Origin of the sequence: Pseudomonas sp. 2024-210, from assembly GCF_045062345.1 — a bacterium.
Lineage (GTDB): Bacteria > Pseudomonadota > Gammaproteobacteria > Pseudomonadales > Pseudomonadaceae > Aquipseudomonas.
In genome coordinates, this window is sequence record NZ_JBJGEJ010000002.1 from 83,750 (window position 1) to 101,046 (window position 17,297).

The window sequence follows — 17,297 nt, forward strand, 5'->3', positions numbered from 1 at the left end:
ATCGTGCCAACCATGAAACGTACTCTGCCAATGTTGGTCTACGCTTATGTATCTGGATATCTCAACCCTAGGAGCGTGATTCATGAGTATTTTTAGCTTTATCAAAGAAGCTGGCGAAAAAGTGATCGACTTACTGACACCGGGCAATGCCCATGCAGGTGATCAACTGAAAGAGCACGTGGCAAAGGTAGGGTTGGGCAATCCCAATATCACCACTGAGGTCGATGGCGACAAAGTGACCGTCAAAGGTGAGGTCCCCACCCAGGAAGAGAAAGAAAAAATCCTGCTGGCACTGGGCAATATTGCGGGTGTGGCCACCGTTGATGATCAAATTACAGTGAGCGGGCCAGCGGTTACTGCTGCACGCTTTGTGGTGGTCAAAGCGGGCGATACGCTGAGCGCTATCGCCAAGGTTGAATACGGCGATGGCTCCAAGTACATGAAAATCTTTGAAGCCAACAAACCTATGCTGTCAGACCCGAACAAAATCTACCCGGGCCAGACCTTGCGTATTCCTGAGTAAACCTCTGTAGTCGCTGCCGCAGGCTGCGATGGGCTGACGGCCTCGCTTATGCGGGCTGCTGCGCGCCCCTTCGTAGCCTCGGCAGCGACTGCACCGGATCGGTTTACAGCCCTTCCAGTAACGCTCGATAATCCCCCAGCGCGGCAAATTCCTCGGTGTCTTTCGGGCCCTTGTTGCTGTCTGGCTGTTTGACCGCCAGCAAGTGAGCCACGCCATATGCACGGGCGCTACGCAGGATCGGCAAGGTGTCGTCGATAAACAGGCTGCGGCCCGGATCAAAACCAATATCGGCCTGCAAAGCATCCCAAAATGCCGGGCTTTCTTTGGGGAAGCCGTAATCGTGAGAACTGATCAGGCGTTCGAAGTAAGGGGCCAGCTCAATGCGCTCCAGTTTCAATGAAAGCGAATCGCGGTGAGCATTGGTGATCATGATCACCCGTTTACCGGCGTGCTTGACTGCGGCCAGAAAGGTGTCTGCATCAGGGCGCAACGCAATCAAGTGCGCTGTTTCGAGCTTGAGTTCGCGCACCGGGATTTTCAGTTCGGCGCTCCAGAAATCCAGGCAGTACCACTTCAGCAGACCCGCATTGCGTTCAAACAGCGGTGTCAGTTCCAGGTCGGCCATCGCCCGGCTGATGCCATGCAGGTCGGCATAACGCTGTGGCAAATGTTCCAGCCAAAAATGATTGTCGTAATGCAGGTCGAGCAACGTGCCGTCCATATCGAGCAATACGGTATCAATGTCGCCCCAAGGTAAGGCTGTCATGTAAAACTTCTCCCGCAATTGAAAAACATCCGACACAGACAATCGGAAAAGCCGGGGTATAGTAACCCGTTCATATTGAGGAGCCGCTATGCGCCAAAAACCCACCGTACTTGCCCGCGAAATTGTTGCCAGCAGCCGATTGTTTCGGGTCGAAGAAGTGCAGCTGCGCTTTTCCAATGGCGTTGAACGCACGTATGAGCGGTTAGTGGGGCGCGGTAACGGTTATGGCGCGGTCATGATTGTGGCGATGGTCGACGCTGAACACGCGATTCTCGTTGAAGAATATTGCGGCGGCACTGACGAGTACGAAATTTCTTTGCCTAAAGGCCTGATTGAGCCGGGTGAAGACGTTCTGGCCGCTGCCGATCGTGAGTTGAAAGAAGAGGCGGGCTTCGGCGCGCATCAGCTGGAGCATTTGACCGAACTGTCACTGTCTCCCGGTTACATGAGTCAAAAAATTCAGGTGGTGTTGGCCACTGACCTCTATGAGGCGCATCTGGAGGGCGATGAGCCTGAACCCATGCGTGTTGATCGGGTCAACCTGCGCGAGTTGTCGAGCTTGGTGCTCAACCCTCAATTCAGCGAAGGCCGTGCATTGGCAGCGTTGTATCTGGCGCGAGATGTGCTGACCCAGCGTGGGGAGTTTCAGCCGTGAGTGAGTGGCCGCATCCGTTGTTGCAAGGCGTTATCCAACTGGCCCATGCCGCAGGAGACGCCATTCTGCCGTTCTGGCGTGCAGATGTCGCAGTGACCGCCAAAGCAGATAACTCGCCGGTCACTGCGGCGGATGTGGCGGCACACCATGTGCTGCTGGACGGTTTGACGGCCCTGGACCCGAGCATCCCGGTATTGTCTGAGGAGGACGCCAATATCGCGCAATGCATTCGTGCGGGCTGGACGCGCTGGTGGTTGGTTGACCCGTTGGACGGCACCAAAGAATTTATCGGCGGCAGTGAGGAGTTCACCGTCAATGTTGCGCTGATTGAGCACGGGCGCGTCGTGTTTGGTGTGGTCTCCATGCCCACCAGCGGTCGTTGTTACTACGGTGGTGCCGGTTTGGGTGCTTGGCGTGCCGATGGCGACGTCATTGTGCCCATTAGCGTTCGTCACGCGCCGCCTGCGGGTGAGGCATTGACGGTGGTGGCCAGCCGTCGGCATTCCAGTCCTGCGCAAGAGCGTTTGTTGGCTGGATTGAGTGAACAGTTGGGCGAGTTGAAGTTAGTCAGCGTGGGCAGTTCGTTGAAGTTTTGTTTATTGGCTGAAGGGGCGGCCGATTGCTATCCGCGTCTGGCGCCGACTTCGCAATGGGACACGGCGGCGGCGCAAGGGGTGCTGGAAGGTGCTGGCGGCGTTGTGTTGCAACTCGATGGTGAGCCGTTCAGTTACCCGGCGCGGGAATCGTTGCTCAATGAGAGCTTTTTGGCGTTGCCAGCGCAGGCGCCGTGGCGCAAGGCCTTGCTGGATTTAGCCAAGGTCAAGAGCCCCTCACCCTAACCCTCTCCCGGAGGGAGAGGGGACTAAAAGCAGGTTTGCGTAACGCCCCCGATCAAGTTCCCTCTCCCTTTGGGAGAGGGCTAGGGTGAGGGAGCGTTCAACGATGCAACACATACTGCCCGCTAAACCGCACCGCATCGTCCCCGCCCTCGGCATTAATGACGCGTGTATCCAGCGTCAATCGCGCTCGCCCATGCCGCTTGTACATGGCCAAAAACTTGTTCCACGCCGCGGGGGTGGGCGCATCACACAGCACAATAGCGTCCGCAGTCACGGGCAGCGGGTAAGTAATGTGCCCTTCCTGAATCACGATGTGCCCGTCTTCAATACCGGCCTCAAGCACGCTCAAATGCAACCAGCCCCAACCCGCGAGCACCGCACCGCAATACAAACTGCCACCAAACATGGTGCTTTTGTGGTTGATATTGGCCGTGAGCGGCAAGTGCAGGCGTAGCTGGTGAGCCTGCCAGCTCAACACCTTGAGTCCCATGTCTTGCGTGAGTGGAATGTCGTGGTGGAGGACAGACTCCAGATAACCACTGTCGCGAATCATACCCAGGCCTCTCAATCGAACTCTTCAGGGTTGGAATGGCTGCCGCTTTCGAAGTGCAGGCCATGTTTACGCAGTTTGTCGTGCAAGGTTTTACGCGGCACACCCAAGGCCTCAGCCAGGCTTCGCAGGGAGCTGTGGGAGCGTTCTAGCTCGGCCGCAATCAAACTTTTTTCAAAGTGTTCAACCTGATCGCTCAAGCGGCCGCCCACCTCATCGTCAGCCATGGGGTTGCCCTCGCGCGCGCCATCATCGAGGGCCAACTCCAGACCTAGCGCAAAGCGCTCAGCGACGTTTTGAAGCTCACGCACATTGCCCGGCCAGGTGTGGCGCAGCAACAGTGCGCGTTGCGCCGGTTGCAGCGCATTGGGCGTCAAGCCGTGGCGGACGCTGGCTTCGTCGGCAAAATGCTGGAACAGCATCAGCACGTCTTCACCCCGCTCACGCAGGGGCGCAATGCGCAGCGGTGCAACATTGAGACGGTAATACAAATCGGCGCGGAATCGCCCTTGATCGGCCGCCTGGCGAAGGTCTTCTTTGGTGGCTGCAATCACTCGAATATCCAGCGCAATCAGCTGATTGCCACCCAAGCGTTCAACCACCCGCTCTTGCAGCAGGCGCAACAGTTTGACCTGGACATCCAGGCTCATGCTTTCTATTTCATCAAGGAACAAGGTGCCGCCATTGGCAAACTCGAATTTGCCAATACGTCGCTTTTGCGCACCCGTGAAGGCGCCCGGCTCATGGCCAAACAGTTCACTTTCAACCACCGACTCGGCCAGCGCCCCCGCGTTGATCGCTACAAAGGGTCCATTGCGTCTGCTCGACAGGTCATGCAATGCCCTGGCGACCACTTCCTTGCCTGAGCCGGTTTCGCCCAAAATCAGCACGTCGGCTTTGGTCGCTGCCAGCGCCCCAATTTGTTCACGCAGGCGCAGCATGGGGGGGGACAGCCCCACCAATCGGGTGCTCAGTGACTGGCGATCACTCAAGGCCAGGCGCAGGCTGCGGTTGTCCAGCACCAGCGCACGCAGGGCCAGCGCGCGGCGCACGCTGTCGAGCAACGCGTCGCTGGCAAAGGGCTTTTCCAGAAAGTCGTAGGCGCCCGACCGCATGGCTTGTACCGCCAGCGGAACATCGCCGTGGCCGGTGATCAGCAGCACTGGCAGGTCTGGGTCTTGAGCATGGAGCTGGGTTAGCAACTCAAGGCCGTCCATGCCCGGCATACGAATATCGCTGACCACGACCCCTGGCCAGTCACGGCCAACACGGTCGGCAAGGCCGGTGGCTTGAGCCAGAGGCAAGACCTTAAGCCCGGCCAGGTCCAGTGTTTGATACAGGGCCTGACGCAGATGCGGGTCATCATCGATCAGGATGACCTGTACGGTCGGGTCAATGGGTTGGCTCATGATCTGGAGTCCTCACTGGCTTGCAAACTCACGCCCGGCGCTCCAGCGCGCAGTCGTAAGGTAATTAAGGCGCCGCCTTCCTTGTGGTTGGCGAACAGGAGTTCACCCCCAAAGGCACGGATCAGCGTGTCGCAGATAGCCAGTCCAAGCCCCAAACCCTGCGTTCGGGTTTTGGTGGTATAGAACGGCTCACCAGCCCGCCCCAAGGCTTCCAGGCAAAACCCCGGGCCGTTATCGCGAATGTAGACCGTGACGCCCTGTTCGGTGGCTTGGGCACTCAACCACAAGCGGCGCGGCGGGCCTTTTTCGGTCAAGGCATCCAGTGCATTGGCCAATAAGTTGCCCAAGACTTGGCGCAAGCGCGTTTCACCTGCCTCGACCCACAGGGTGGCCGCGGGCAGGTCGCGAATCAACTCAACTTCCATGCTGCGTCGCCGCTTGGCCAGTAATGCCAACGCATCGTCCAGCGCCGGTTGCAAGGCAACACTTTCCGGCGCATGCCGATCACGCCGGGCGAAGGCGCGCAGATGGGCAATGATCGATGACATGCGTCCGGTCAGTTCGTTGATCAGCTTGAGGTTGCCGCGAGCGTCGTCGAGGCGCTGGTGATCGAGTAATACTTCGGCGTTTTCAGCGTAACTGCGGATAGCGGCCAGCGGTTGATTGAGCTCGTGGCTGATGCTGGCCGACATGGTGCCGAGCGCTGACAGCTTGCCCGACTGCACCAGATCGTCCTGGGCGCGCACCAGCTCTTGCTGCGCCTGCTCGCGCTCCAGCACCTCTTTACGCAGCCGCTGGTTAAGCCCTTCGAGGTCGCTGGTGCGTTCGGCCACACGCATTTCCAGTTCTCGACGCGCCTTGCCTTCGAAAGCGATGCGGTCCAGATAGTGGCGTCGGCGTTGCATCATCAAGCCGATGAGCAACACGATCACCAACAAGGTGGCGGCGCCAATGGCCACCACGGTACGCACCGGACGGTCGATCAGTGTGCGTGGGGCGAGAATATTGACGCGCCAGCCGGTTTCGTCGATTTCCTGGGTTTGCACCAGCCAGGCATTCCAGTTCAGGTTGAGCGGCTGCGGGTCGCGTGTCGGGTAGGGCAGGATGGCAAATATATCCTGACGCTCCGCCGGGCTGAGTTCGCGGGTGGCTCTGAAACGCCACTCTGGGCGAGAAGTTAGAATGACCACGCCATTATTGTCGGTCGTCAGCAATTGCTCGGGTGTGTTGCCCCACAATTGCTCGGTGTGATCCAGGTCGACCTTGACCACCAGAACCCCGATGTTCTTGTCGTCGTCGAGTATCGGTGCGGCGAAGTAATAGCCGCGCTTGCCCGAGGTGGTGCCCAGCCCGAAGAATCGCCCCAGTTTGCCTTGCATCGCCTCGCTGAAGTAGGGACGAAAAGCGAAATTACGCCCGATAAAACTGTCGCTTTTATCCCAGTTGGAGGCGGCCAATGTATCGCCATGGGCGTCGATCAAGTACATGACCACGGCACCGGTCTGGTTGCTGATGTCTTTAAGCAGCTCATTGGCCCGGGCCTGAACCTGCGGGTTTTCCGGGTCGGCGAGTACGGCGCGCAGATCAGGCAACTCACCGAGAATTTGCGGCAGCACCTCATAGCGATGCAGCGAACCCAACAGGTTAGCGACGTACAGGTCGAGGGTCTGCCGGTTTTGTCCGGCCAGTTCACTGCGGTAATAACGCTCGGCCAAGTGCTGGAGCGGCCACAGCAGGGGCGCCAGGCACAGCACCAGCAAGGCGAGGCTACGCCACCGGGGTCTATGAGGAACTGAGGGAGTCGTGATCATCAAATACATGCGCCGCAAGAGTACGGCGCAGTATACCCAGCCTTAATGCGAACCCCATTCTTTGTGGTGGCTACTGAGGCTGTGTTGGGGCTGAGTGGGTGATTTCACCGAAATACCAGCGTTGCCCACGAAACTCGCTCTCCAACCCGTCAAGCGCTTTGCATTCAAGTGAAAGCCCAATGCATTGCATGCCTTCGGGGATCTTCAGGCCCCATTGTTCGGCGAGGTTTTGATCGGTAATCGGTTGGCTATGGCAATGTTGATCGTGCGACGGTTGCATATGCGCGCGGTGATAATCCCGGTCGGTGTAAATGCAGACCTCGCTGGAGAACATGTCCGGCAGGGCGATTGAGGCAACCACCAGGCAATCGGGTGCATCGCTGGGGCGGGCGTCGATCAAGTGTTGGCAGGCGTTGATTAACTGTTGCGCACACTGGCTGCGAATAGCGTCTGTGGCTTGTTTACCTTCAACCAGGGTGGCCAGCACGGGAATCTTGAAGTTGCGATAGCGCAAGGATTGAGCGAGGTCGTCGGGGAAGTAGTTTTTGAAGCTGTTGGCCCAGCGTGACAACGCTTTGAGCCGCCTTGTCACGCCCCGAACCTTTTTGTTGCTGAACGCTATTCGCCGCATGATGGTAAATCCGTCTAGGTGAGTGCGATGCCCTGAAGAGCACCGACCCTATCCGAATTTTTGCGTTAAAAAAGTCACGCCCGTAGAAATCAGAAGCGTCCTACGCCAATTTAAGCTTGTAGTGGCTCAAGCTTTTCATTGCCGGAGCCACCACGCGGTTAGCGTTGCTCAGCGACACATTCGCTCAGAGCTGTACGCCAATCGGGCTGGGTGACACCCCATTCACGGCCCAAGCGGCTGCAATCCAGACGCGAGTTCTGAGGCCGGGCAGCCGGCGTCGGATAAGCGCTGGCAGGGATCGGTTTGAGCGCAGCGCAGGGTTTGTCCGCTGCGATCAGCGGCTCGGCGATGGCTTGGGTAAAACCGAACCATGAGGTCTCGCCTTGTGCGGTGAGGTGGTAAACCCCCCAGGCGCCGGCCTGACCTGTTCGCCAGCGTTCAATCAGCGCGCGCGTGCTTCGGGCAATGGTTCCCGCCCACGTCGGCGCGCCAATCTGATCAGCCACCACGCCCAGCTCAGGCCGTTCTTGCAGCAAACGCTGCATGGTCAGCAAGAAGTTTTTGCCGTGGGTGGAGTACACCCAGCTGGTGCGCAAGATCAGATGCTGGGCGCCTGTGGCGGCAATGGCGCGCTCACCCGCGAGCTTGCTTTGGCCGTAAACGCCCAATGGGTTAGGGGTGTCATCTTCAGTGTAAGGGGCGGGTTTAGTGCCATCGAACACATAGTCGGTGGAATAGTGAATCAACGGAATGCCCAGTGCTGCCGCTTCTTCAGCGAAGACGCCGGGCGCGGTGGCATTGATTGCAAATGCCAGTTCAGGCTCGCTCTCAGCCTTGTCCACCGCGGTATGAGCCGCCGCGTTGATGATCAGGTCGGGTTTGTGGGCCCGAACGTGCTCGCGGATGTGCTCGGGCTGGCTCAGATCAAGCTCGTCGCGACCCAATACAATCAGCTCGCCAAGCCCGGCAAGCTGCTTTTGCAGCTCGATGGCGACTTGACCGGTTTTGCCGCTGATAAGGATTTTCAGAGGCGGGGTGCCGTGGTTCATGCCAGCAGATCCTTGGGCTCGGTGAACCCCAGACGCTGACCTTGATAGCTGCCATCTTGAACGTGCTGGCACCATTCAAGGTTGTCCAGGTACCACTGCACGGTTTTGCGCAGGCCGGTTTCAAATGTCTCTTCGGGCACCCAACCCAACTCGCGTTCGATCTTGCTGGCGTCGATGGCGTAGCGCTGGTCATGGCCCGGACGGTCTTTGACGAATGTGATCAAGTCAGCGAACTGCGCGACGCCTTCAGGGCGTGCTGGCGCCAGTTCTTCGAGCAGCGTGCAAATGCCGCGTACCACGTCAATGTTGGTTTGTTCGTTGTGGCCGCCAATGTTGTAGGTCTCGCCGACCACCCCTTCGGTCACCACTTTGAACAGCGCACGGGCGTGGTCTTCTACAAACAGCCAGTCACGCACTTGCAGGCCGTTGCCATACACCGGCAGCGGTTTGCCCGCCAGGGCGTTGAGAATAACCAGCGGGATCAGCTTTTCCGGGAAGTGGAAAGGGCCGTAATTGTTCGAGCAATTGGTCAGCAATACCGGCAAGCCGTACGTGCGGTTCCAGGCGCGTACCAGATGGTCGGAGGCGGCTTTACTGGCCGAGTACGGTGAGCTGGGTGCGTAAGGGGTCGTTTCGGTGAACAGATCGTCGACACCGTGAAGATCGCCATACACCTCGTCAGTCGAAATATGGTGAAAACGGAATGCGCTTTTGGCGGGCTCTGGGAGTGTCAGCCAATAGGCGCGAGTGGCTTCCAGCAGGCTATAGGTGCCCAGAATGTTGGTCTGGATAAAGTCCGACGGGCCATCGATAGAGCGGTCAACGTGCGACTCGGCCGCCAAGTGCATGATGGCTTGGGGCTGGAAGCGCTCGATCACGGCGCTGACGGCGTTCTGATCGACGATATCCGCCTGGACGAACTCGTAGCGGGTGTCGGTGGCAATGCTTTGCAGCGATTCAAGGTTACCGGCGTAAGTCAACTTATCGAGGTTGAGCACTTCGTGCGCAGTGTTCTGGATCAGATGACGGATCAGCGCTGAACCAATAAAACCGGCGCCGCCGGTGACTAAAATACGCATGTGGATATTCCTTATTCCCTGATGGACTGCAAACGTGAGGCGCATAGCTTGTGGGCAGTCCGGATGCGGTGCAAGTACAAGACGTCAGAACAGTCGCGTCTTTGACTGCCCAGGCGTGACAGGCGCGTCACAAAATAGATTTATATCGGTAATATTCAGTTTATTTTTATTTAATAATTGATTAGTCCGTTTTATTGCGGATATTTATCGACTATAAAGACGCCTATAGTTGATGCACGCCAGGCTCGTGTCCACATTTCAGAAATGTCGCCTGTGAAATTCCCCTTTGGCCGCCTTCAGGAGCCCCGATTTCGATGACTACTTTGCACAGTTCACCCCGCGCTGACGGTTTTCACATGCCCGCAGAATGGGCGCCGCAGACCCAAACCTGGATGATCTGGCCAGAGCGTCCGGACAACTGGCGTCTGGGCGGCAAGCCTGCGCAAGCCGCGCATGTGGCTGTCGCCAAGGCCATTGCACGCTTCGAACCGGTGACCGTCGGCGTATCGGCGGGTCAATACGAAAATGCCAGGGCGCAGCTGGATATGCCCAATATTCGTGTCGTCGAAATGTCCAGCGATGATGCGTGGGTACGTGACAGCGGCCCCACCTTTGTGATCAACAATAAGGGTGAAGTGCGTGGTGTGAACTGGGACTTCAATGCGTGGGGCGGTTTTGAGGGTGGTTTGTACTTCCCGTGGAACCGCGACCAGCAAGTGGGCAGCAAGGTGCTGGAAATTGAACGGTGCTCGCGTTATTACACCGAGGGTTTTGTTCTGGAAGGTGGCTCCATTCACGTCGATGGCGAAGGCACGCTGATCACCACGGCGGAGTGTTTGATGAACCGTAACCGTAACCCGCACTTGTCGCGCGAGGAGATTGAAGACGTCCTGCGTTCCAATCTGGCTGTGGATAAAATTATCTGGTTGCCGGACGGCTTGTTCAACGATGAAACCGACGGGCATGTGGATAACTTCTGCTGTTACGTTGCGCCGGGTGAAGTGTTATTGGCTTGGACGGACGACGAACGCGACCCAAACTATGTGCGCTGCCACGCGGCGATGAACGTGTTGCTGACCAGCACCGATGCTAAAGGTCGCCCGTTTGTGGTGCACAAAATGCCGATTCCGGGGCCGATTCATGCCACTCAGGAAGAGTGCGATGGCGTCGATAAAGTGGCGGGCAGTCAGGATCGCAATCCGTCCGAGCGTTTGGCCGGTTCTTACGTGAACTTCCTGATCGTTAACGGCGGCATTATCGCCCCCAGCTTTAACGACCCGATGGACGCGCAAGCCAAAGTCATTTTGCAAAACCTCTTCCCGCAACACGAAGTGGTCATGGTGCCGGGCCGCGAGTTGCTGCTGGGCGGCGGAAACATTCACTGCCTGACTCAACAGCAACCCGCGCCGCACAAAGCATAATAGGCGATACAACATGAGTAGCCGTTGACGCGGAACGAAGGCCGCGACCGCTTCGCGCTCGATCGCAGCCTTCGGCAGCGGCTACAGGTTAAGGATTGCTGTAGCCGCTGACGAGGAACGAAGGCTGCGATCGGCGGCAAAGCCGTCGTAAAACCTGACGCACCGACATGTGCCATTTTGCGACTACAGGTAATGCCCAAGCCTAATCATCAGTCACACTTTCTGTCATTTGCAGCTAAGTGAAACTATCTCCTGCCAATTAACAATTTTTTCACGAAATTGACACCTCGCCTTCACGACGGATAGGATTCGCGCCAACGCCTGTGGCGCAAAGCCATACACCAACTTTTTGGAAGACCGGCACTGAAACTGAGTGCGGGTCTTTTTTGTTTATGTGAAGCAACCACCACTCAATGTTTCAGCTTGAAATCCACAGCGCGCTCTATTCAGAAATAAGGAAAATAATATGTACAAAAAACGAATAGGCCTTATCGCTTTGGGCGTACTCAGTGCTACCCAAGCCATGGCTAATGATCAAGCTGATGCAAAAGGTTTTGTAGAAGACAGCCACCTCGATGTCCTGGCGCGTAACGCCTACATCAGCCGTGACTACAAAAACCACAAACAAGATAAAGCCGAATGGGGCCAAGGCTTTCTCGGCACCTTCACCTCGGGCTTTACTCAAGGCACCGTGGGCGTGGGTGTAGATGCTTTTGGTATTTACGCATTGCGCCTGGACGGCGGCCGCGGTAACAGCGGCGCGGGTGGTATCGACTTCTTTAAGCAAGGTGACAGCGGCAAAGCCGCGCGCGACATTGCTAAAGCGGGCGCTGCGGTCAAAGTGCGCGTCTCCAACACCGTGCTCAAGTACGGTGATCAAATGCCGGCCCTGCCGGTATTGATGTACGACAATTCGCGTCTGATGCCTGAAAGTTACACCGGCACCCTGTTGACCTCCAAAGAGATCGACGGCCTTGAGTTGAATGTCGGTCGTTTCACCGCCGAATCGCGTAAAAGTGCCGAGGGCCGCGACAGTGGTGACCTGAAACGCATCGACGTATTCGGCGGTAGCTACAAGTTCACCGACAACTTCACGGCGTCGCTGTACGGCTCCGAAATGAAAGAAGAGCTGCGTAAGCAATACCTGGGCATGACCTACGTACTTGCGTTGCCAGACAAACAGTCGCTGACGTTTGACTTCAACGGCTACCGTACGCACCTCAACGAAGACTATGCCCGTGATGTGCTGAAGCTTGACGGTCAGGACAACAAGATCTGGAGCTTGGCGAGCACCTACGCCTTTGACGCGCATACCGTGACCTTGGCGTTCCAGAGCAGCACCGGCGAAATCGGCTACCCGTACGGCGGCTACCGCAATGCGGAAGGCGTGGGCGATGGCGGCAATACCATCTTGCTGGCCAACTCATACTGGTCGGACTTCAACGCCAAAGACGAGCGTTCGTGGCAGTTGGGTTACGGCTTCGACTTCGGCTCCGTAGGCATTCCGGGTCTGACTTACAACATTGCTTACGTACGCGGCACCAACATCGACGACGGCACAGGCCGTGGTCGTGGCACCGAGCGTGAAATCTTCAACCAGGCGAAATACGTTGTGCAAAGCGGCCCGGTTAAAGACATGAGCGTGCGCCTGCGTGGTTCGTGGTTGCGTGTGTCGAACAACGCCAGCGCCTACAACGTCGGCGGCAACGAAGTGCGTGTGTATGTTGATTACCCGATCAGCATTTTCTGATGCTACCGGCCTGACAGACAGGCTGGACATCTGAATAAAAAACGCCCCGTTCGGGGCGTTTTTTTTGCCTGATCGTAGCCGTTGTCTTACATCGCGTTGGCTAGTGATTTTTTAGCTTCTAGGGCGTCTTTGGCTTTCTTTTCGCTGTCGGCGGTGATGTAGTTGATGGTCATGTTGAACGCCATATAGATAGCCGAGGCGATCAAAACAGTTAAAAAACCATCCAGCATTGGGCTGTTTACGCTGATTTGGTTTTGGAAGGCCGTAGGCAAAGCAAGGTAAAAACTTTCGTTATCGGTGCTTTTGTACGCGTAGACACAGAGGGCTAATTTGAAAAGAGACGCTGCGAATAGAAGGGTGTTGAACAGAGATTTGAAAACATCTCTGACGAAGTATCGTGAATAATTAGCGCTGATGGTTCGATCGACAGGTTTTTTGAAGATGTAACACGTGAACAGGATGAGTAATCCACCGAGGCCAATAAGAATAAAGAAAGAAAGCACCAGCATATCCCTGTTTTCCCACACGAGAAAATACGTCAACACCGCACCAAACACCGCGCCTATGAGGCTGCTTGCTGTCTTTTTCAAAACAGACCACCAAATATCCGTACCTTCAATCTTCTTCATCTGTGTAGCTCCTTGTGAATATTGTTCTCGGCAACCGGTTAATGGGCAGCCTTCGTCCGTATCAGAGTCAGAAACGAAAAAACCCGCCAGAAGGCGGGTTTTTCGGGAGCTTCAAAGACTGTGAAAACTGTCTGTGAAGCTTTGTATGGTGCCGGCACCAAGAGTCGAACTCGGGACCTACTGATTACAAGTCAGTTGCTCTACCAACTGAGCTATACCGGCGTTATGGGCGACGAGTATACCCGGATGTTTGAGCTTGTAAACCCCTGATAACAGACTATTTTTACTCTTTCGTCGGCAGGCCCGAAAAATCGAACTTCTGACGGCTGTCTTTTTCATACCTGTACAGGGTTTGAGGAGCGCAAGCGCCATGACTGAAGTGATCACTGCCCACGATTTGGGCATCACGCTGGACGCCAAAGATGAGTGCGCCTTGTTCAAATGGTTTGTGGCCAGCTTTTTGATGGGCAAGCGGATTCAGGCCCCTATTGCGGCCAAGGCTTACCACGTGCTGGTGAATGAGCATGGGTGCGACTCGCCAGACCGTCTGGCCCGACTGTCCCATCGCCAACTGGTGGCGATTCTCGGCAAGGCCCATTACGTGCGCTATGACGAGTCCACGGCCACCCGCCTGTCCGCGTTGGCCCTCAAACTGGTCAATGAGTACGGCGGTAGTTTCAGTTCGCTGTATAGCGCCAATAATGATCGGCAGGCCTTCGAGCGCCGTTTACTTGAGTTCGACGGGGTTGGGCCTAAAACCGTAGAAATTTTCATGCGTGACGCCGCACCGGTGCTGTTTTGAGCGGCGTCTTCATTGGCTGTGCCGGCTGGAGCATCGGGCGAGACCATTGGCCACGGTTCGCGGAGCAGGGCACTCATTTGCAGCGCTATGCGGGGCAATTTTCAGCCGTGGAAATCAATAGCTCGTTTTACCGCCCTCATCGGCCGCAAACGTATAAACGATGGGCAGACAGCGTAGGGCCGGATTTTCGTTTTTCGGTCAAACTGCCGCGCAGCATCACCCATGAGCGACGCCTGAAAGATTGTGAAGGTCTGCTGGATGACTTTTTTTCGCAATGCAGCCATCTGGGCGATCGGCTGGGGTGTGTGCTGGTGCAGTTGCCGCCGTCATTGGTCTATGACGCACACGTCGCGCAGGCGTTTTTGCAAGCAGTGCGTGCTCGCTACGCAGGGGCATTGGCGCTGGAGCCCAGGCATGATTCGTGGGTGGCGGCTGATGCATTGATGTGCAGCCTGCACATCGCTCGCGTCGCTGCCGATCCAGCGGTGTTGAGCGCTGGCGTTGAGCCGGGGGGCTGGACGGGGCTGCAATATTGGCGCTTGCATGGTTCGCCGCGCATCTACCACAGCGAGTATGGCGCGGCGCGGCTTCAGGCCTTGGCGCGTCACGCACGGGCGAGGTCAGCCAACGAGTATTGGTTTATTTTCGACAACACTGCCAGCGGGCATGCCATCAGTGATGCGTTGACCTATCAAACCGAATGCTCAGGCTTGCTGAACCCCAGCTCAAACAGTGTGCCGTGAGCATCGCTGCGCACCTGCACCTGGCCGCCATGCAGGTGCATGATTGACTGCACAATCGCCAGTCCCAGCCCACCCGAGTCGCCCGGTTGGGCGCGTGACGGGTCGACCCGGTAGAAGCGATCAAACAGCTTGTCGAGATGTTGCGTGGCAATCGGTTGGCCGAGGTTGTGCACGCCCACCCAGCACATCGCCTCATCATCGCGGCGTTGCAAGTGCAGGGTTGAACCCGCTTGGGCATGGCGCACGGCATTGGCCAGCAGGTTGCCCAGTGCCCGTTGCAACAGTTGCTGATCGGCCACCAGTGAGCCAGTGAGCTGATTCTCGATGTTCAGTTGGCGATCTTCGGCCAGCGCCTCGAAGTAATCACAGAGCTCGGCACCCACGTCATGCAGATCCAGCGTTTGCAGGTGCAGGGGGCGTTGGCCGTGTTCAGCGCGAGCGAGAAACATCAGGTTTTCGGCCATTCGGTTAAGACGCTCGTATTCCTCGATATTTGAGGCCAGCACGTCCTGATACTCGGCAGGACTGCGAGGTTGATTCAAGGCCAGGCTGTTGCTGCCCAGCAGGTTATGCAGAGGCGTACGGATTTCATGGGCCAGATCCGCCGAGAACTGCGATAACCGCGCAAAGCTGTCTTCAAGGCGCGCCAGCATGGCATTCAGCGCCTGTACCGGCTCCTTGAGCTCAGTCGGCACCGCATCGGCGGGCATGCGCTGATCAAGGCTGCGCGGGTCGATGCCGCGCATGCTTTGCGCCAGTTCGCGCAGGGGCAAGAGGCCGCGGCGCAAGAGCAGCAAGCCCAGCCCGAACGCCACCAAGGCGCCCAGTCCCACCGCGGCATATAAGCGCAGACGGTAGCTGGCGAGCATGTGCTCACGTTCATCAAGGCGTTTACCGACCAGCACGCTAAGGGTTTCACCGGCGGGGCCTTGAGCGACCCCGGCCAGTACGATCATGGCGTCCACGGTATGAATGTCGCTGCGTTGGGGCGCCTGTGCCTGAGCAATGGCGGGCACATTGGGCAAAGGTTGTTGATGCGGGTTAATGGCAATCAGCGGGCTACCATCTTCGCGCGCTACCCGCAGCACGCTGTCCACGTTGCCCAGCATGTTCTGGTACAGCCGTGGGCGCTCTTGCAGGGCCTCCAGGCTGTCGCTGTCATGCAACAGGGCGCGTACCTGCTCAAGGCGACCGAGTAACGCCTGATCGTCGCGAAAGGCCAGTTCTGACGCAAGCGAGCGATACAGAAACACCCCGACCACACTCAGGACTAAGGCGCAGGTCAGTGCAATCGCCAGGGCCAGACGCCAGGCGATGGATTTACTCATCGGGGGCTTCCAGCTGATAGCCGACGCCGCGCACGGTATGAATCAATTTGGGCATGTAAGGGTCGTCGACTTTGGAGCGCAGGCGGCGCACAGCCACTTCGACCATGTTGGTGTCACTGTCGAAGTTGAGGTTCCAGACCTGAGAGGCGATCAAGGTGCGCGATAACACCTCGCCCTGGCGGCTGGCCAGCAGTTGCAAGAGCGCGAACTCTTTGTTGGTCAGGCTGATACGTTGTCCGCCCCGGCTGACGCGACGTCGCAGTACGTCAATCTCAAGGTCGGCAATGCTGTAGGACTCGGCTTCGCGCATTGGGCCGCGTCGCAGCAACGTGCGCACCCGCGCCAGTAATTCGGCAAAGGCAAAGGGCTTGAGCAGATAGTCATCGGCGCCCAGTTCGAGGCCGCGAACGCGGTCTTCGATGGCGTCTTTGGCGGTCAGAAACAGCACTGGCGTAGCCCCGCGCTGGCGAATCAGTTGCAGCAATTGCCAGCCATTAAGGCCCGGTAGCATGACGTCGAGGATGATCAGGTCATATTCCTGCTGCTCAATAAAGTAACGGCCGTCCAGCCCGTTCAGCGCTACATCGACTGCAAAACCTGACTCTTTAAGGCCTTTGGCCACGAACTCTGCCGTCTTGGCTTCGTCTTCCACCACTAACAAACGCATCGCACACCTCGATCAATCGTCTGCACAGGCTAGGCGTGTTCACCCGGGTTGCCTATTACAAACTTGTAATCCAACTGACGGGGTTCTGACGGAGGTCACTGGTTAAGGTGGACGCATTCGAACAGGAGTGTGCTCATCATGTTGAAAACCCTACTGATATGGACTGCCCTGGGTGTAACGGGCAGTGCGATTGCCGCGCCGAATCTGGTGCGCCATGCCGACCTGGATCTGGCCACCGCCCGTCAACTGGCCGACGCCGCGCTCACACAGTGCACCGGTGCGCTGACCGTGCTGGACCGGGGCGGCAATGTACTGGCGGCCATGCGCCCGGAAGGTGTTGGCCCGCACAACTTGTTGGCCAGCCAGCGCAAGGCCTACACCGCACTGTCGACCAAAACCCCGACCCGGCTGTTTGCCGAGCGTGCCCGCACCAACCCTGAAGCGGCCAACCTCAACTCCATTGCCGAGTTGCTGTTGTTGGGCGGCGGTGTGCCGTTGTTTGCTGACAGTGAACTGGTAGGTGCCCTGGGGATAGCCGGCGCGGGAGGCGCGGAGCAAGACGAAGCGTGCGCAATCAAAGCCGCTGAACAGATTGGCCTGAAAGCTCAACGCTGAGTTGAGCGTTTTTTAACCATTACTTGAGGA

General features: G+C 57.4%; 18 protein-coding genes and 1 tRNA gene. 8 read left to right on the top strand and 11 right to left on the bottom strand.

Annotated elements, in window-relative coordinates; genetic code table 11:
- Positions 1 to 82: 82 nt before the first annotated feature.
- Positions 83 to 523, top strand: coding sequence for a peptidoglycan-binding protein LysM (gene lysM, locus ACI7MX_RS03035; RefSeq protein WP_314486009.1), 441 nt, complete (start codon positions 83 to 85; stop codon positions 521 to 523).
- A 103-nt stretch (positions 524 to 626) separates the two neighbouring features.
- On the opposite strand, the gene yrfG is transcribed toward lysM, so the two are convergent.
- On the bottom strand, positions 627 to 1,289 hold the full coding sequence (yrfG, locus tag ACI7MX_RS03040; protein ID WP_314486010.1) for a GMP/IMP nucleotidase: 663 nt from the start codon (positions 1,287 to 1,289) through the stop codon (positions 627 to 629).
- Between the two features lie 88 nt (positions 1,290 to 1,377).
- On the opposite strand from yrfG, the gene nudE reads away from it, so the two are divergent.
- Together nudE and cysQ are read left to right on the top strand one after the other, a co-directional pair.
- The gene (nudE, locus tag ACI7MX_RS03045) at positions 1,378 to 1,944 is read left to right on the top strand and encodes an ADP compounds hydrolase NudE (RefSeq protein WP_314486012.1); all 567 of its coding nucleotides are present in this window, start codon (positions 1,378 to 1,380) and stop codon (positions 1,942 to 1,944) included.
- Complete coding sequence (gene cysQ / locus ACI7MX_RS03050) at positions 1,941 to 2,783, top strand: 3'(2'),5'-bisphosphate nucleotidase CysQ (RefSeq protein ID WP_405584768.1); 843 nt, start codon at positions 1,941 to 1,943, stop codon at positions 2,781 to 2,783. The genes nudE and cysQ overlap by 4 nt, the downstream gene beginning before the upstream one ends.
- A gap of 97 nt (positions 2,784 to 2,880) precedes the next feature.
- On the opposite strand, the gene ACI7MX_RS03055 is transcribed toward cysQ, so the two are convergent.
- The 6 genes from ACI7MX_RS03055 to rfbB all read right to left on the bottom strand — a co-directional run bounded on the left by ACI7MX_RS03055 (position 2,881) and on the right by rfbB (position 9,312).
- The gene (locus ACI7MX_RS03055) at positions 2,881 to 3,336 is read right to left on the bottom strand and encodes a thioesterase domain-containing protein (protein ID WP_314486016.1); all 456 of its coding nucleotides are present in this window, start codon (positions 3,334 to 3,336) and stop codon (positions 2,881 to 2,883) included.
- Between the two features lie 11 nt (positions 3,337 to 3,347).
- Entirely contained in the window at positions 3,348 to 4,742 is a 1,395-nt protein-coding gene (locus tag ACI7MX_RS03060; protein ID WP_314486018.1) for a sigma-54 dependent transcriptional regulator, read from the bottom strand.
- On the bottom strand, positions 4,739 to 6,553 hold the full coding sequence (locus ACI7MX_RS03065; protein WP_314486020.1) for an ATP-binding protein: 1,815 nt from the start codon (positions 6,551 to 6,553) through the stop codon (positions 4,739 to 4,741). Before ACI7MX_RS03065 ends, ACI7MX_RS03060 begins: the two co-directional genes overlap by 4 nt.
- Before the next feature lie 70 nt (positions 6,554 to 6,623).
- Positions 6,624 to 7,184 carry a DUF3916 domain-containing protein gene (locus ACI7MX_RS03070; RefSeq protein WP_405584773.1) on the bottom strand — a complete coding sequence of 187 codons (561 nt, stop codon included), beginning with the start codon at positions 7,182 to 7,184 and terminating at the stop codon, positions 6,624 to 6,626.
- 158 nt (positions 7,185 to 7,342) lie between these two features.
- Positions 7,343 to 8,233 (bottom strand): dTDP-4-dehydrorhamnose reductase, encoded by an 891-nt coding sequence (gene rfbD, locus ACI7MX_RS03075; protein ID WP_405584776.1) that lies wholly within the window; start codon positions 8,231 to 8,233, stop codon positions 7,343 to 7,345.
- Positions 8,230 to 9,312 carry a dTDP-glucose 4,6-dehydratase gene (rfbB, locus tag ACI7MX_RS03080; protein WP_314486027.1) on the bottom strand — a complete coding sequence of 361 codons (1,083 nt, stop codon included), beginning with the start codon at positions 9,310 to 9,312 and terminating at the stop codon, positions 8,230 to 8,232. The genes rfbD and rfbB overlap by 4 nt, the downstream gene beginning before the upstream one ends.
- 314 nt (positions 9,313 to 9,626) lie before the next feature.
- On the opposite strand from rfbB, the gene aguA reads away from it, so the two are divergent.
- Both aguA and ACI7MX_RS03090 read left to right on the top strand, forming a co-directional pair.
- Complete coding sequence (gene aguA / locus ACI7MX_RS03085) at positions 9,627 to 10,733, top strand: agmatine deiminase (RefSeq protein WP_314486029.1); 1,107 nt, start codon at positions 9,627 to 9,629, stop codon at positions 10,731 to 10,733.
- 466 nt (positions 10,734 to 11,199) lie between these two features.
- Complete coding sequence (locus ACI7MX_RS03090) at positions 11,200 to 12,483, top strand: OprD family porin (protein WP_314486031.1); 1,284 nt, start codon at positions 11,200 to 11,202, stop codon at positions 12,481 to 12,483.
- Between the two features lie 86 nt (positions 12,484 to 12,569).
- Here the strand turns inward: ACI7MX_RS03090 and ACI7MX_RS03095 are convergent, their stop codons facing one another.
- The gene (locus ACI7MX_RS03095; RefSeq protein WP_405584781.1) at positions 12,570 to 13,112 is read right to left on the bottom strand and encodes a hypothetical protein; all 543 of its coding nucleotides are present in this window, start codon (positions 13,110 to 13,112) and stop codon (positions 12,570 to 12,572) included.
- Positions 13,113 to 13,258: 146 nt separating this feature from the next.
- Positions 13,259 to 13,334, bottom strand: a tRNA-Thr gene (locus tag ACI7MX_RS03100).
- A 148-nt stretch (positions 13,335 to 13,482) separates the two neighbouring features.
- Here ACI7MX_RS03100 and ACI7MX_RS03105 point away from each other — a divergent pair.
- Together ACI7MX_RS03105 and ACI7MX_RS03110 are read left to right on the top strand one after the other, a co-directional pair.
- Positions 13,483 to 13,914 (top strand): DNA methylase, encoded by a 432-nt coding sequence (locus ACI7MX_RS03105; protein ID WP_405584784.1) that lies wholly within the window; start codon positions 13,483 to 13,485, stop codon positions 13,912 to 13,914.
- Positions 13,911 to 14,657, top strand: a complete 747-nt coding sequence (locus ACI7MX_RS03110) for a DUF72 domain-containing protein (RefSeq protein WP_405584787.1) — start codon at positions 13,911 to 13,913, stop codon at positions 14,655 to 14,657. The genes ACI7MX_RS03105 and ACI7MX_RS03110 overlap by 4 nt, the downstream gene beginning before the upstream one ends.
- Here the strand turns inward: ACI7MX_RS03110 and ACI7MX_RS03115 are convergent.
- Complete coding sequence (locus tag ACI7MX_RS03115; protein ID WP_405584790.1) at positions 14,606 to 15,985, bottom strand: heavy metal sensor histidine kinase; 1,380 nt, start codon at positions 15,983 to 15,985, stop codon at positions 14,606 to 14,608. The genes ACI7MX_RS03110 and ACI7MX_RS03115 overlap by 52 nt on opposite strands.
- Positions 15,978 to 16,652, bottom strand: a complete 675-nt coding sequence (locus ACI7MX_RS03120; protein WP_314486042.1) for a heavy metal response regulator transcription factor — start codon at positions 16,650 to 16,652, stop codon at positions 15,978 to 15,980. Before ACI7MX_RS03120 ends, ACI7MX_RS03115 begins: the two co-directional genes overlap by 8 nt.
- Positions 16,653 to 16,790: 138 nt before the next feature.
- Between ACI7MX_RS03120 and ACI7MX_RS03125 the strand changes: the two genes are divergently transcribed.
- On the top strand, positions 16,791 to 17,267 hold the full coding sequence (locus tag ACI7MX_RS03125; RefSeq protein ID WP_314486044.1) for a heme-binding protein: 477 nt from the start codon (positions 16,791 to 16,793) through the stop codon (positions 17,265 to 17,267).
- Positions 17,268 to 17,297: the final 30 nt, after the last annotated feature.